At 35.3% G+C, this 15,283-nt stretch carries 15 protein-coding genes; 8 read left to right on the top strand and 7 right to left on the bottom strand.

Annotated elements, in window-relative coordinates:
• Positions 1-252: 252 nt before the first annotated feature.
• A complete protein-coding gene (locus tag BBI01_RS00630) occupies positions 253-1,413 on the top strand; it encodes a thioredoxin family protein (protein ID WP_065392761.1) in 1,161 nt (386 codons plus the stop codon).
• 70 nt (positions 1,414-1,483) lie between these two features.
• Here the strand turns inward: BBI01_RS00630 and BBI01_RS00625 are convergent, their stop codons facing one another.
• Positions 1,484-2,506, bottom strand: coding sequence for a 3-oxoacyl-ACP synthase III family protein (locus tag BBI01_RS00625; RefSeq protein WP_065392760.1), 1,023 nt, complete (start codon positions 2,504-2,506; stop codon positions 1,484-1,486).
• 73 nt (positions 2,507-2,579) lie between these two features.
• Here BBI01_RS00625 and BBI01_RS00620 point away from each other — a divergent pair, with 73 nt between their 5' ends.
• The gene (locus tag BBI01_RS00620) at positions 2,580-3,479 is read left to right on the top strand and encodes a magnesium transporter CorA family protein (RefSeq protein WP_065392759.1); all 900 of its coding nucleotides are present in this window, start codon (positions 2,580-2,582) and stop codon (positions 3,477-3,479) included.
• 178 nt (positions 3,480-3,657) lie between these two features.
• Positions 3,658-5,244, top strand: a complete 1,587-nt coding sequence (locus BBI01_RS00615) for a patatin-like phospholipase family protein (protein ID WP_065392758.1) — start codon at positions 3,658-3,660, stop codon at positions 5,242-5,244.
• Between the two features lie 43 nt (positions 5,245-5,287).
• Here BBI01_RS00615 and BBI01_RS00610 read toward each other — a convergent pair whose 3' ends face one another.
• Positions 5,288-5,818: an NAD(P)H-dependent oxidoreductase gene (locus BBI01_RS00610; protein WP_065392757.1), complete on the bottom strand. Its 531-nt coding sequence runs from the start codon at positions 5,816-5,818 to the stop codon at positions 5,288-5,290.
• A gap of 91 nt (positions 5,819-5,909) precedes the next feature.
• On the opposite strand from BBI01_RS00610, the gene BBI01_RS00605 reads away from it, so the two are divergent.
• Entirely contained in the window at positions 5,910-6,287 is a 378-nt protein-coding gene (locus BBI01_RS00605; RefSeq protein WP_065392756.1) for a winged helix-turn-helix transcriptional regulator, read from the top strand.
• A gap of 114 nt (positions 6,288-6,401) precedes the next feature.
• Positions 6,402-6,911, top strand: coding sequence for a hypothetical protein (locus tag BBI01_RS00600; RefSeq protein ID WP_065392755.1), 510 nt, complete (start codon positions 6,402-6,404; stop codon positions 6,909-6,911).
• A 116-nt stretch (positions 6,912-7,027) separates the two neighbouring features.
• Here BBI01_RS00600 and BBI01_RS00595 read toward each other — a convergent pair whose 3' ends face one another.
• Positions 7,028-7,579, bottom strand: a complete 552-nt coding sequence (locus tag BBI01_RS00595) for a DNA-3-methyladenine glycosylase I (RefSeq protein ID WP_065392754.1) — start codon at positions 7,577-7,579, stop codon at positions 7,028-7,030.
• Positions 7,580-7,886: 307 nt separating this feature from the next.
• Here BBI01_RS00595 and BBI01_RS00590 point away from each other — a divergent pair, with 307 nt between their 5' ends.
• Genes BBI01_RS00590 through BBI01_RS00580 form a run of 3 tightly spaced genes read left to right on the top strand, consistent with a single transcriptional unit; the run spans position 7,887 to position 10,265 of the window.
• Positions 7,887-8,801, top strand: coding sequence for an alpha/beta hydrolase (locus tag BBI01_RS00590; protein ID WP_065392753.1), 915 nt, complete (start codon positions 7,887-7,889; stop codon positions 8,799-8,801).
• A gap of 17 nt (positions 8,802-8,818) precedes the next feature.
• On the top strand, positions 8,819-9,196 hold the full coding sequence (locus BBI01_RS00585; protein ID WP_065392752.1) for a hypothetical protein: 378 nt from the start codon (positions 8,819-8,821) through the stop codon (positions 9,194-9,196).
• A gap of 52 nt (positions 9,197-9,248) precedes the next feature.
• Positions 9,249-10,265, top strand: a complete 1,017-nt coding sequence (locus tag BBI01_RS00580; RefSeq protein WP_065392751.1) for a TQO small subunit DoxD — start codon at positions 9,249-9,251, stop codon at positions 10,263-10,265.
• Between the two features lie 235 nt (positions 10,266-10,500).
• Here the strand turns inward: BBI01_RS00580 and BBI01_RS00575 are convergent, their stop codons facing one another.
• The 4 genes from BBI01_RS00575 to BBI01_RS00560 form a co-directional block, all read right to left on the bottom strand.
• Positions 10,501-12,078: a DHA2 family efflux MFS transporter permease subunit gene (locus BBI01_RS00575; protein WP_065392750.1), complete on the bottom strand. Its 1,578-nt coding sequence runs from the start codon at positions 12,076-12,078 to the stop codon at positions 10,501-10,503.
• Positions 12,079-12,225: 147 nt separating this feature from the next.
• On the bottom strand, positions 12,226-13,329 hold the full coding sequence (locus tag BBI01_RS00570) for an HlyD family secretion protein (protein ID WP_065392749.1): 1,104 nt from the start codon (positions 13,327-13,329) through the stop codon (positions 12,226-12,228).
• A 16-nt stretch (positions 13,330-13,345) separates the two neighbouring features.
• On the bottom strand, positions 13,346-14,662 hold the full coding sequence (locus BBI01_RS00565; RefSeq protein WP_065392748.1) for a TolC family protein: 1,317 nt from the start codon (positions 14,660-14,662) through the stop codon (positions 13,346-13,348).
• A complete protein-coding gene (locus BBI01_RS00560) occupies positions 14,646-15,272 on the bottom strand; it encodes a TetR/AcrR family transcriptional regulator (RefSeq protein ID WP_065392747.1) in 627 nt (208 codons plus the stop codon). The genes BBI01_RS00565 and BBI01_RS00560 overlap by 17 nt, the downstream gene beginning before the upstream one ends.
• Positions 15,273-15,283 lie beyond the last annotated feature (11 nt).

Genomic DNA, 15,283 nt, shown 5'->3' with positions numbered 1-15,283 from the left:
CACGAGTGTCTTTTTGTTTTTTACAAAATTACTAATATTTTGCTTTTAATTAAAATATTCTACTGAAATTTAATCATTTAACTAAATTTACAATTTACATTAATTTTAATAATAAGCTTGAAACAATAGACGATTAACTTTTATACCAGCCTAAATCTGTATTAAAAACAAAGTTCTCTGATAATTATTTTCAATGTGAACTGCTCAAATGTCATCATATTTATTACATTTGCAGGGAATAAAAAGTTTATAATGAAAAAATTAACGATACTTTCAGCTCTATTTATAGGTGCATTTGCATGGGCACAGGGCATCAAATTCGAGGAAGGAAACTTTGCATCTATCCTTGCTAAAGCAAAAAAGGAAAACAAATTGGTCTTTATAGATGCTTATGCTTCATGGTGCGGACCATGTAAACTTATGGTGAAAAATATTTTCCCACTTCAGTCTGTGGGGGATTATTACAATTCTCATTTCATCAATGCTAAAATTGATATGGAAAAGGGGGAAGGAATTGAGATTGCAAAAAAATATAATGTAAAAGCATTCCCAACGTATCTATTCATTGACGGAAATGGTGAGGCTGTACACAGAACCTTGGGTTACGTGGAAGAAAAAGATTTCATTCAGTTTGCAAAGGATGCAGGAGATCCAAGCAAAAGACTTACTTCTTTAAAGCTTCAGTTTGAAAAAGGAGAAAAAAATCCTGAGTTCTTAAAAAATCTTGCGATGCTTACTATGTATAATGATGCTGAATTCGCAGGTAAGGTAATGAACCGTTATTTTGAACAGAAAGCAACTCTTGATCAGGAAGATATTCAAATGCTTATTGCCGGAACACAAAGTACAGAAAGCCCTTTATATAAAATCTTCCAAAACAAAAAAGCTGACTTCATTAAGTTTTTCCCCGGAGATCAGTATGAGAAACTGGATAAAAATATAAAACTGAATACTGTTGCTAAAAAAGCATACAATGCTGATACAAAAACATGGGATGATGCCTATTTTATGTCTGCAACACAATCCTTTTTAAGTAAAGAAGAAGCCGACAAGATTCTAAAGAGAATGAAGGCAAACAGAGCTTTAAAAAACAAGGATATTCCAACTTATGAAAAATTAACGCTGGATCTTTACAAGGACTATTCTACAGCAAAATCTGATGAATTGAACTCTCTTGCATGGAACTTCTTTGAAAATGTAAGTAATAAAGCGTCTTTGGAAAAGGCTATTGCATGGGCTCAGGAATCTGTAAAGAAAGATCAGAATTATGCCAATACAGATACACTGGCTAATCTTTATAACAAAGTTGGTGACAAGAAAAATGCAAAGATGTGGGCTGAAAAGGCGATTGAACTGGCAAAAAGCGCAGGACAAGACTCTTCTGAGACTGAAACATTATTGAAAAGTCTTTAATTAACAATTAATGATAAAACAAAAACCGCAGAGTGATCCGCGGTTTTTTATTTTCTGTGAAAGCCTGATATTAATATTCAAATAGTACACTTCCCCAAGTAAATCCACTTCCGAAAGCAGAAAGAAGTACTAAATCTCCTCTTTTTATTTTCCCTTGTTCAATTGCCTCACTTAAAGCAATTGGAATGGAAGCTGCCGTTGTATTTCCGTATTTCTGGATATTGTTGAAGATTTTTTCATCCGGTAATCCAAATTTCTGCTGAACAAACTGAGCGATTCTAAGGTTCGCCTGATGTGGGATAAACATATCAAGATCCTCAATTGTTTTTCCTGCCTTGTTTAAAGCTTCCATCATCGTTTCCGGGAATCTTGTAACAGCATGCTTGAATACAAAGTTTCCGTTCATGATTGGATATACTTCCTTATTCGTTACATTTTCAGGATCTTTTCTCATTCTGTCACTCCATCCGAACTTGGAACCTGGGAACTGAGTACAAAGATCGTCTGCATATTTACCTTCAGAATGCATATTTACAGCTAAAACGTCTCCTGCATTTTCATCTTCGCTTGCAGAAAGTACGATTGCTCCTGCCCCATCACCGAAAATAACAGAAACTCCTCTTCCTTCATCTGAAAAATCCAGTCCAAAAGAATGGATCTCCGCTCCTACCACAAGGATATTTTTGTACGTTCCGGACTTGATAAACGCATTTGCCACACTCATAGAATATACAAATCCTGAACACTGGTTCCTTACATCTAAAGCTCCAACGGTATCACAACCTAACATTTCCTGAAGCAAAACACCACATCCAGGGAAATAATAATCCGGCGAAAGGGTTGCGAAAATAATATAATCGATATCTTTTGAGGTAAGCCCCGCATTCTGAATTGCTTTTTCAGACGCTTTGAAACCTAAATAAGCGCTGGTTTCCTGAGAATCATACCTGTTTTTTCTGTGTCTTCGTTCCTTGATGCCTGTTCTTTCCGTAATCCATTCATCATTAGTAGTCATTAGTTTGGCTAAATCATCATTTGTAACAACGTTATCAGGAACATAAAATCCTACTCCTTTTATTGTACTTTTAATCATATAGTTTTATAATTTTGGCAAAGATAAAACTTATTTAAAACATAGTATTTCAAAATATTAGTATTTTTACTTTATGTCAATTGATACAGTATATAGAAGCACCCATTGTGAATGGGTAGATGTAGAGGCTCCTACCGCAGAAGACCTTAAGTTTCTTCATGAACGATATGAAATCAACAACCTTCTTCTGGAAGACACTATAGACCCCAATCACTTACCTAAATATGAAGAAGATGGAAATGTAAAATTCTTCCTTCTTCGTGAAAGCACCGAGCTTGAAAGGAAAAACCTGAATACCATCAGTGATATCAGTACGAAGATCGCCATATTTATCCTTGATAAAACGATTATCACCATCCATAGGATGAAAACCAGAAGTATTACTGAGACGAAAAAGCAACTTTCCCTTTCACAGGAAGAAATGACTCCTCATAAAATTGCTTTAATGATCACAATTCTGATTATGAAAAGCTTCGATGATGAATCAATCAGTCTATTGGAAACCATGGACAATATTGAGAATGAGATTTTTCTGAAGAATACCAATCATACCAGCCAGATCCGAAGATTATATAAATTAAAACGAAAATCGGGGCTGAATTCCCGGGTATTGGTCATTTCTACGGACGCTATTGATAAATTTAAGCTTTTAGATTTACAGGACTCTGAAATAGTGGATTTAAAAGACAAACATAAGGATGTAGTTGCCGATTTTGATCATTTGAATATACAGATCACCAACCTTATTTCGATGTTCCTGGCATTATCGGATCAGAAAGCCAATCAAGTCATGAAAGTTTTGGCTATTTATTCTGTCTACTTCTTACCGATTACCTTTATCGCAGGAGTTTACGGAATGAACTTTGACTTTATGCCAGAGCTTCATCATAAATATGGTTATTTTATCACAATAGGAGCAATGGCAACGGTAGTTATCAGTACATTTATCTATGTGAGACGTAAACAGTGGTGATTTAGTCTATCGTGGATTACGCTATGCTTTGTACTCATTTGTAGAAAAATTTGTAATATCTGTGTTTAAAGAATTTACTGCAACAACTGCATAAATAGTCTTTTGATTTCCAAATAAACAGTAATTTAGTGACTGCTTACGAGGTTAATAAAAACCTTTTGCCACCAAACAAATTACTATGAAAACTGAAGATCTTAAGACTATTCTGGAAGACCAATCTCTTTCGCAGGCATCAAAAGATAAGCTTATTGCACTGCATGAAAACATTTCTAAAAAGGAATTTTCTGATCTTTTGGATGCGGATGGAAATCAGTATATAGAATTTGTACAGGAAGGTGGTGGCGTTTGGGGCAGCGCATTAGTGGGATACCTTTACGGACTTGAAATCTTTGGAATCCGTTTTCTGAAAATAGCCGGGACAAGTGCAGGAGCGATCAATACCATGCTTATTGCAGCCTGCAAAACCAAGGAAGAAGCTAAAAGTGAACTGATTAAAGATGTTCTTTTCAGTTGGGATTTTGCGGATTTTATGGATGGTAAAACCTATGTAAAAACTACTCTCCATGGAATGTTGAATAACAAGAGTTTCTTTAAAATCAACACGATTATTGCGGCTATTTTATTCATTATTCTCGTCAGTATTCCTTTTGCTGCTCCATCCAATAGTATTTTGGGTGCTAAACTGATGTTTTTAATTCCTTTGGTTCCGGCTATCATCCTTTTCTTCTGCATCAAAAAACTGTATCATAATTTTAGAAAAGAAAACAGCGGACTTAATCCTGGGAATGTTTTTCTGAATACGATGAAAAATGCTTTGGATAATTTCGGAATAAAAACTGTAGCTAATCTTAATGAGAAATTCATTCAGAAGGAACATGATCTCAATCTCAATTACCGCTATGGAAACGCGCAGGAATACTATACAGCTGCTTTAAACAATATTGAAAAAATTAAGACTAAAAACCTTGAACATATTGATCAGACAAGGTATAAGATCTTTTATGACAGTGCTGTAAATAACGATTACTATAAAAACAATCCATTTTATTTGCTTCAATCCGAATATGTGATTGTCACTACAGATATCAATGCCAAAATCAAAGTAGAACTTCCTACAATGGCAAATTTATATTGGTCGGAAGAAGAATTGAAACACACCAGCCCTGCAGAATTTGTAAGAGCATCAATGTCTGTCCCTTTTTTCTTTGAACCATTCCAAAAAAGGATCGATAAGAATGATGATTCTGTGAAATATGCATGGAGGTTCTGGATGAATACTAAACAGGAAGATATCAATCCCGTCGGCGTTTTTATTGATGGTGGAAGTATTTCCAATTTCCCTATAGACCTATTCCATGCGGATGAAGTTTTTTATCCAAGGATGCCACTTTTTGGAGTACAATTGACCAGTGATTCTGATATTCTTTCTGATAAGGGAAAAACGAGTGAAGAAATTCTTAAAACACCTTTCAGCTACGCCGGAAATATCATCAGCACATTAAAAGGGTTTAATGATAAAACTTTTCTTACCAAACATACTTTCTACCGCTTATACAGCATCCAGACTGTAAATTGTGGTACAAGCAGCTGGCTGAATTTCTTTATGAAAAGAGAAGAAAAAGAGGAACTTTTTAACAGAGGTTTTCAGGCAGCACTTGATTTCCTGAATCAATTTGATTGGGAAAAATACAAGTATGAACGAATGATGCTGACCATGAAAGAGAAAAAAATATTGAAGGAAGAGGATACGCCTACTGTAGGATAGGAATCTATCTGAAAAAGACCTCCAGATAGATTCCCATTATTTTTTATAAATTCTCTAAAAATTCAAGGTACATCGGAACACTTTTTCCAATCCATTCATCTGAAGGATCTCGCTCTATTCCATAGTAAACAAAAGGTTCTTCATATTGTGCCTTAATATAATCAAAGGTCAGCTCATAAGGTCTGAGAAGTTCCTTCATTGTATATTTATATTTTCCTGAAGCAGAATATACGTCTTCATCTATTCCGGCAGTAACAGCTAAAGTCATTTTTTTTCCGGCAAGCTTATAGCCACTGCTACTTCCATATGCCCAACCATACAAAATAACCTCATCCAGCCATTGCTTCAAAAGAGGCGGGCTGCTGAACCAGTAAAAAGGAAACTGGAAAACAATATTATCATGAGCCTCCATAATCTCCTGCTCTTTAGCAACATTGATTTTTCCATCAGGATAGGCTTTATACAATTGATGAACAGTGTATTTTTCCGGGTATTTATTTAACTCTTCAATCCATCTTTTGTTTATAACAGATTCTTCTATATCAGGGTGAGTGACAATAATTAATGTTTTCATTATGTTTAAATTTCTACAACAAAAATATTACATATTACTTACATTTCGTACATTAGCAACCTATTGTAGGGTACTATAAAAAATGTAAGTAATGACTAAAATAAAGGAAACCTCAACCAATTTTGCCAATAAAAAAGCTCTTGCAGACGAATGTCCGGAAGTTTATGCATCTAACATTATTGGTGGGCAGTGGGCGCTTGCCATCTGTTGTTACCTCGTCAATGGTAAAATGAGATTCGGAGAATTAAAGAAACATCTTCAGAACATTACAGAACGTATGCTAACACTACAACTTCGCAGATTAGAAGAGGATAAAATTATTACAAGAACAGTATATGCCGAAGTTCCTCCAAGAGTAGAATATGAACTTACAGAAATTGGGTATAAACTGAAGCCTATTATTCTTGAATTTGAAAAATGGGGAACAGCACATAGACAATTAATAGAACAATCCTTTGAAGAAGAGTAAAAGACAAAGCTTCTCAAAAATAAAATACACAAATACAATAACTTAAAAGTAAATTATACTTCATTTTGTTATTTTACATACATTTAATATTCAACAATCACACAAATTAAGATCATGAAAAACCTGACTTTTTTATTTTCCCTCACGACAGTTTTCTTGCTAGGAATCTCAGCAAATGCGCAAAAGATTTCTGATGGTCAAACTATAGACGTTAATGGTATGAGTGTCACCTTCAATATTCTCAACAAAGAAAGCGTTGAATCAGGTGGAAAGCAATATGACCGTTATAAAGTTTCCGCTTCTGTAAAAAATAAATCGGATAAAGGATACAATATCAGGCTGTCTGCTTTTCCTCAAATTGTAAGTAATATCGGATTGGCAGAATTAGATTGTATTAATGCAACCGGTGCTAGACTTACTTCTAAAAAGATTGAGCTTAAAATGAAAGCCCAAATGATCAATGTTACTTATTCAGCCTATGATAAATCAGGAAAATTTACTACAAGTACAATTCCTGTGACCGGAAGTTATTATTTTGATCCGGGAGATACTATTGAGGATAATGCTATTTTTATTGTCCCTCAAGGTGAGAAACCTGATGTTACCATAAGAAGCTTAAAATAAGTGTTACTCTTACAGTTCAAACTTATTTTTTATGTGCCTATGTAGCAATTTTTCAACTACAAAGGCACATAGATATTTGCTCAGAATTATTTGTCATTCGTGGCATCTGAAACGTTCTATTTCTTTTTCCATAAAGGATTTTGTTCCAATACTTTTGCGTGAATTGAGCAGGTTTCGTGGTGTGCGCCTTTCAGATAACCTGTACTCATCAGGAATTCATTTACAATCTCGCCACCGGTAAATTTGAATGTTTTCTTGAAAAGTTTCATCCATTCCGGCAATGTTTTGGGGTGATGATGCTCCAGCCATTTTTCAAATGAACCGAATTCTTTTTGCAGTTCGATAATTGTTTTTGCATTTTCAATTGCGGCATTCACTTTCAGTTTATTTCTGATAATTCCGCTATCACTCAAAAGCCTCTCACGGTCTTCTTCTGTATAAGCTGCTATTTTTTGAATATCAAAATTATCGTAAGCTTTCCTGAAGCTTTCTTCTTTTTTTAAAACAGTTTCCCAACTCAGCCCTGCCTGATTAATTTCCAAAATCAGTCTTCCGAACAATTCATTATCATCATGAATTGGAAATCCGTAATAATTATCGTGATAGTTTTTGTGCAGTTCTTTTCTTCTTTCAGGCTGCATTCTGTCTATTGCCAAACAATAACTCATTGAAATATTTTTTTAATATCGTAGTAAAGATAAGGCAGGTTTGTGACAACTGTTAGTCAGTAGTACTTATTTTTTAAAGAAAGGAAGATAGAAGTAAAAAAAGTTTGAAAATTACTCCTGATAATTTATTCAATAACCTATTTTCCAAGTCATCCGTAAAATCATAATTGAAGGTGTGAAAATTCTCATCCATTGGAGAGATGGCAAAATTCAAATAATTTTTGAGGGGTGGTTTACAACATTCCACCATAAAATTCTCCTCAATCCTCAAAAATATTAATTAGATTAGCAACCTCAAATACCAGCTATGAAATCATTCTTATCCCTTCTGTTTTCTTTATTTATAATTTCAGTACATGCTCAGAATATTTATTCAAAAGCTTATGGCAATCAAAAGAATCCTGCTGTTATTTTTATTCATGGCGGACCCAGTGGAAATGCAACTTTATTTGAAGGAACAACCGCTCAAAATCTTGCCGATAAAGGATTTTATGTCATTGTCTATGACAGACGAGGTGAAGGACGCTCAAAGGATGAGAATGCCACGATGACATTTAAGGAAAGTTTTGATGATTTGAATCAAATTTACAGTGCCTATCATCTAAAAAAGGCACATATACTCGCTCATAGTTTTGGAGGAATCATCGGTACTCTTTTCACTCATCAATTTCCTGAAAAAGTAAAAACATTAACACTCGCAGGTGCATTATTTACCCAACAGGAAACGTATAATCATATTCTGAATCAGGCAAAAGAACATTTCAAAAACGATCCGGTTCAATTAAAGGAAATTTCTGAAGTAGAAAGCCTCGATAAAAACTCTGCAGCTTACAGAAAAAGGTGCTACGAAATAGCGGGGAAAATGAACTTTTTTGATATGCCCATCCCTACTCCGGAAAGTGAAAGTTTGAGAAAACAATATAAAGATGGTGAGTTTTATAAAAACAACATCAGAAATGCCAATTCGCCCATTACATTTTATCAAAATGAAAAACGTAATAACCTTGATAATACAAGTGTTTTAAAAGAAATCAAAAGAAAAGGTATTTCCATCTTTGCTGTTTATGGAAAAAATGACGGAATATTCTCTCAAAAACAGTTGAACGACCTTAAAAATATTGTCGGAAAAAATAATTTTAAACTTATAGATAACTGTTCTCACTATTTATTTGTTGACCAGCAGGAGGAATTTTTAAAGTTTATTGAGTTGAAATTAAAATAAAGTGTAGTTTTGTAGTAATGTCAGACACCAAGATCCATATGAAGACCTACAAAGCCATCATAATGATGCTTATATTGGCGTTTTCATTATCTCCATGTTCTGTAAAAAGGAATGTTCTTGATATTTTTGACATTCAGTACATCAGTGGCTTAAATAAGGTTAAAACAACATCTAATCTTGTATCAAGCTGTGATTTCACCTCTATTTCCTCTAAAATATCGGTTTCAAAAATAGTCATTAAAGCTAAACACTGTAATGCCTTTTTGGACTCTACTGTTTCTGTGAAAAATATCCACGAAGGAAATCTTACTTTCAACGACTATTCAGGGCATACTACCGGAAACAGCCCACCAAAATATATTTTATTTAAAAGACTGAAATTGAATCTGGTTTAAAAAACTTTTTAATCCGTTACAATCAGTTTTTTACAATATAATATTAATTTCAATGAAACATATTACAAACAGTCAGTCTTCTAATCTGGCTGGTTTATATACTTTATCCCTCCGTATGGTTATCGGATGGACTTATTTTTCTGCTTTCTGGCGCAGACTCATCCTTGAGAACAAGCTTATTCCCGATGAAAAAGGATATATCGGAGAGAAATTCAATCATTTTTTACCCAATGCTTTAGGAATAAAACCAATTATAGAATATCTGGTTACTCATCCTGATGCTTTACAAAGATCTATGATGGTGTTTACAATCATTGAGGCTATTGTAGGGCTATTTATTATCCTTGGGCTGTTTACCCGCTTGATGAGTATCGGTATTTTCAGCCTTGCTTTGGGAATTTTATTAGGTTCAGGCTGGTTGGGAACTACCTGCCTGGATGAATGGCAAATCGGAGTTTTGGGAGTTGCTGGTGGCTTTGTTTTGTTCCTTAGCGGAAGTGGTGATTATTCTCTTGATAATTATTTGATAAGGAAAAATCAGACTTTTACTCAAACGAAGTGGTTTCAATGGCTGGGATCCGGAAAACTTCCTATTTCTCAACCGAAAACTTTTGTGTTAATAGGTTCACTTATCATTTTTGGGCTTACGCTTTACACCAATCAGTATTTTCATGGCGGTGTTTGGGGAACATTACATAATAAGTCTGTAAAACCGAAACTTGAAATCTCAAATATTTCGCATAATAGTTCGGATTTAAAATTTGAGGTCTACAGAACAGAAGGCGCAGATGTATATGGCTCTTTCCTCATAGGCATCCACATTTTGGATAAAAACGGAACGATTTTAAAAGAAATAGACCATAAAGAACTTTCAAAGTTATCTAAGCAGAGTATTAAAAACCATTATGTAGCTAAAGTAAAACCCGGAAAACATAGTCTTGTTATTCCGTTGGGAGCAAAGGCGGATATTAATATCAGTATTGATGATATTCTTCAAAAAGAGGAAATGCATACCTTAAAACTGATTGACATCAGTGGAATTGAATGGTTACAATCTATACAACAATAGTTTATAAACGAATGTTTTTACATTTTGGCTAAAGCCGAATGGATATGGAAATTTATAATGAGAGCGGGCTAAAGCCCGCTCCTATTGATATTGATATTGATATTGATATTGTTTCTTTCAAAAAACAGCTACTCTAATAAGAAAGATGAAAAATGGGAATTATATATGATAGAAAATACTCCTGTTTTTGTTTACAAAAAAACCTCCGAGAATATCGGAGGTTTTTGATTAAAATTTAGTGCATGGCTTCACTCAAATCTATCTTTTCTTTACTTTTTCTTTCTTTAATAAATAAGATAAACGGAATACATATTAAAAATATTACCCCGAGGTAAAGAAATACATCCATATAAGACAGTACGGTTGCCTGTTTGGTTACGGATAGATCAAGCATTTTATAAGCTGCATTCAGTGCTGCATCAGGTGTCATTCCTTTTGCTATAAAGTTTGCTTTTAAAGCATTAATTCTTTGCTGAACTTCAAAACTATTTGAATCCAGATGGGAAATCAAATTATTCCTATACGTCTGCCCGGCATTCGCAATAAAGGTTGTGATGGCTGCAATCCCAAAAGATCCGCCCAGCTGTCTCATCATCCCTGTAAAAGCTGCTCCCTGTCCGATTTCCTGCCCTTTTAAGGTACTTAATGATAATGAGGTAATTGGAATAAATAATAGTCCTAAACCAGCCCCTCTCACAATAAGCATCCAGAAGAAGGCTTCTTTACTGGTATCGGGAGTCAGAATTTTATATCCCCAGAAGCTATAGATAAAGAAGATGAACAGTCCCAGAGAGACCAAGATCTGCTGTTTTGCGCCTTTCGTCAGTAATTTTCCGATAATCGGCATCATGAAAGCTGTTGTCAGAGCTGCCGGAATCATCAATGCTCCCGACTGAAGCGCCGTCCATCCCAAAATACTCTGTGTATAAAGCGGAACGATAAATGTAGATCCATACAACCCAAATCCCAACACAAACGACATCACCGTTCCGATTCTTAAATTTCCGTTTTTCAATACCCTGAGTTCTACAATAGGATATTTAAAAGTAAGTTCCCGCCAAAGGAATAATATAAATCCTAATACGGCTGCTACTGTAAAGGTTACAATCATTCCACTTTCAAACCAGTCTTCTTCATGCCCTCTTTCCAGGATGAACTGTAATGAACCTACCGTCACCGCCAATAAAGCAATACCAATCCAGTCTACATCTGAAACTCTACGTTTTTCAGCATATTTCGGGCTTCTTACGAACTGAAGCGTCATTAAAGTTGCTGCAATCCCGATCGGAATATTGATATAGAAAATATACGGCCAGCTGTAATTATCAACGATATAACCTCCCAACGGTGGTCCCAATGTAGGACCAATGATTACTCCCAATCCATAGATTGCCTGTGCCATACTTCTTTTTTCAATAGGGTAAGACTCTGTAATAATCGTCTGTGACGTTACCAGAAGTGCTCCCCCACCAATTCCCTGCATCAGTCTGAAAAATACCAATTCCCAGATATTCGTTGCATTACCACAGAGAAATGAAAATATGGTAAATATGATAATAGAAGCTGCAAAGTAATTTCTACGTCCGAACTGCTGTGAAAGCCAGCTGGTCATCGGTACGATAATTACGTTTCCGATCGCATAGGCAGTAATCACCCAGCCTACTTCCGAAAGTGTAGCCCCAAGGTTACCCTTCATTTCATTAAGGGCAACGTTCACAATCGTGGAGTCCACAATCTCAAGCAGAGCACAAAGAATTGCTGTGATCGTAATGATCACTCTTCGGGCTCCATATTCTACTAATGATTCTTGCATAAGTTTTTTACGATGTGAAAAAGTCAATGATCAATTTTTACTTTGCTAACGAATAGTATGTTGAACAACCGTTTATTTTATACTTGATTACAAAAACGGATTTTCTATTCATGACAAAGTTGCTTGACTTTTAAACAGTTTTAAGTATTATTTCAATGAAACTTCTGCTTTCACATTCATTCCTGTTCTTAATCTTTTTGCAATATTTTTATCAAGATTTACAAAATCGATTTTTACAGGAAGTCTCTGAACTACTTTTACGAAGTTACCGCTCGCATTATCCGGAGGAAGAATAGAGAATGTAGCACCTGTGGCAGGAGAAAATGAGCTTACTACTCCATTAAATTCCTGATCAGGGAAAGCGTCAATTTCAATTTTCACTTTTTGTCCTTCCACCATTTTATCAACCTGCGTTTCTTTAAAGTTTGCCACTACCCATTTCTGATCGTTTTTAACCAAAGCAAACAATTGAGCTCCAGCCTGTAAATACTGACCAGCCTGTGTAGGTACTTTGCCAACATAACCGTCTTCAGGAGCTAGAATTACCGTATATGATAAATTTAATCTCGCATTTTCTACGTCTACTTCTCTTTGTTTTGCAACAGAATTCGCAACACTGATTTGTTGAGAGCTTGCTGCTGTCTGAGAAGAAGCAATAGTAGTTTGCTGAGCAATTTGATTTCTTTGCTCTACCAATACCTGTAGTTGTTTATCCGCAGATTGTTTTGCGGCTAAAGCCTGCTCATATTGCTGTTCTGTAATGGAGTGATCTTTTACAAGGTTTGCGTATCTCTTTAAATCCTGAGATGTTTTCCAAACATTTACTTTGGCTGCTTCTATCTGTGCGTTGGCGGTAGCTACTGCTGCTTCAGAACTGTTGATATTCTTAGAGGTAGCTGTAGTAGTAGCTTCTGCTGTAGAGATATTGCTTTTTGCAGTTGTTAAAGCTGCCTGAGATTGCTCAAGAGCCATTTTCTGATCTCTGTTGTCTAAGATGACAAGGGTATCTCCTTTCTTTACGAATTGATTATCTTTTACCTTCACCTCAGCTACATATCCTGAAATTTTGGAAATTACCGGTGCCATATTGGAAGCAATCTGAGCATCGTCAGTTTCTTCGTGATACTGTCCGTAGCTATATGCTCTGTAACCGTAGATACCTCCCCCGATTACTACAGCTGCTAAAATGATTGGAAAAACTAAACTTTTTTTCTTTTTAGGTTCAGCTGCCTGTGTATTATTATTTTCCATTTTGGTTTCGATCTGATTATTTAAATGTTAAAGTACCTGTTGTTTGTAATAGTTTTCTGTAAGCTAAAGCGGCATCTGCTTTTGCATTGATTACGCCAACGTTAGCTGCAATCTGAGCGGCGTCTGCATCCAGTAATTCTGTCATGGTTGCAAGACCGTTGTCGTATTTATTTTTTGTAATTCTGTAATTTTCATTAGCCTGTTCAGCAGATTTCTCAAAAACTGCGATTCTTTTATGAGAGTAATCGTTATTCTGATATTCTCTGTTTACGTCAAGCTTAATGTTATCATTCAGTAGTTCATCGGTAGCAGCAAGTTGTTTTTCTCTCGCCTGAGACTGCTTTAATGATGAATTTTCTTTCCAGATATTGGATAGATTATACGAAAGTCCGATTCCTACATTCACAGCATTATAAACTGTAAGAAACTTAGGAATATCTGCTGCTACATATCCACCTGTAAATGCCAATGAAGGAAGATTTTCTGCTTTCGCTGCTTTTGTTCCTAATTCTGCTGCTTTTCTTTGCTGAGCCAAAGCCTGAAGATCTTTACGATTTTCTCGGGCTTCATTCACATAGAAGTTAACAGGTTTTACTTCCGCACCTTCTTCAATATAGTTCTCATCCACTTCAAGCTCTGTGGTTTCAGGAAGTCCCAATAACAAATCCATATTGATATTCGCAATATTGTAGTTATTTTTGGCTTCAAGTAACTGAAGTTCAATATTTGAAGTCTGAAGATTCGCTTTTAACCTGTCATTTCTGGCAATCAATCCGTTATTTTCCATTTTCATGAAAGTCTCGTCTCTCTTTTGAGAAGCTGCAAGGTTTTCTTCAAAAACTTTGATGGATTGGTTGGCTTTAAATAAATTATTATACGCCTGAGCAACGTTGTAAGCAATGGCTATTTTGTCATTTTCCGTACTTAATTTTGAAGCTTCTACCAGATATTTTGCGGACTGAATTCCGTATTTTATCCTTCCACCACTATAAATCGGCACACTTAAATTAGCAGAACCATATACTACCTGATGTATTTCCGGACCTCCTGCTCCACCGGAAACTCCGGGAAGTTTAATATCTACGTTTGGCTTTATCGGAAGATACATATAGCTTCCTGAAATCTTCAATTCCGGAAGTTGTCTGTTTTTAGCTTCCAAAAGGTCAGCTGTAGCCTCTTCGATCTTGGCTGCATCGATCTTGAGATTTTTGCTGTTCTGGATTCCCAGCTGCACAGCTTCGTCAAGAGAAAGGGTCTTTTTCTCCTGAGCATTTGCATTTGCTATCCCTACGAATAGTGATAATGCAATCACTGAGTTATTTATTCTCTTCATAACCTAAAAGGTCTTTTAGTAAATGTTTTATATGTCTATTAAGTTCTGTATAAAATTTTTCGTCAAAAGTATCCTCATCATCTGTATCATTTAGGAATTCCTTGTACATTTCTTTGGCATTGAATGCATAAAAAAGAGTTCCGCTTATCGTAGAATGAAGCAGGTAAATAGGAGGATTTTTTGTAAAAACGCCACTTTTCAATCCGCTTTCCAGTATTCTGGAATACATAGAAAGAAATGACATTTTGGTCTCTTTCAAAAATGCTACAATCTGAGGATTGTCTGTGTGAAGCTGTTCACGCTGCATAATCCTGTAAAAGCATTTCTGTGTTCTTATTCTGTTTGAAAACTGATCTATTATTTTTTCAATTTTCTGCCAGTCATTAAGGTCGGTTCTTTCCACGATATCTCTTGAGAAAAACTGTCCTTCATTCATTCTGTATTCAACTAATTTTTCATAAAGTTTTTCTTTTGATCCAAAATAGTAAGAGATCATCGAGATATTTACATTCGCCGCCTTGGATATTTCTCTTGTAGAAGTTCCATCAAATCCCTTTTCTGCAAAGAGCTTTTCTGCAGCAAATAATATATTTTCTTCTTTTGAAATCATATCACTTCCAT

Source organism: Chryseobacterium artocarpi (genome assembly GCF_001684975.1).
Classification (GTDB): domain Bacteria; phylum Bacteroidota; class Bacteroidia; order Flavobacteriales; family Weeksellaceae; genus Chryseobacterium; species Chryseobacterium artocarpi.
Note: the sequence above shows the minus strand (reverse complement) of the source record. Positions and strands in the feature narration are given on the sequence as shown.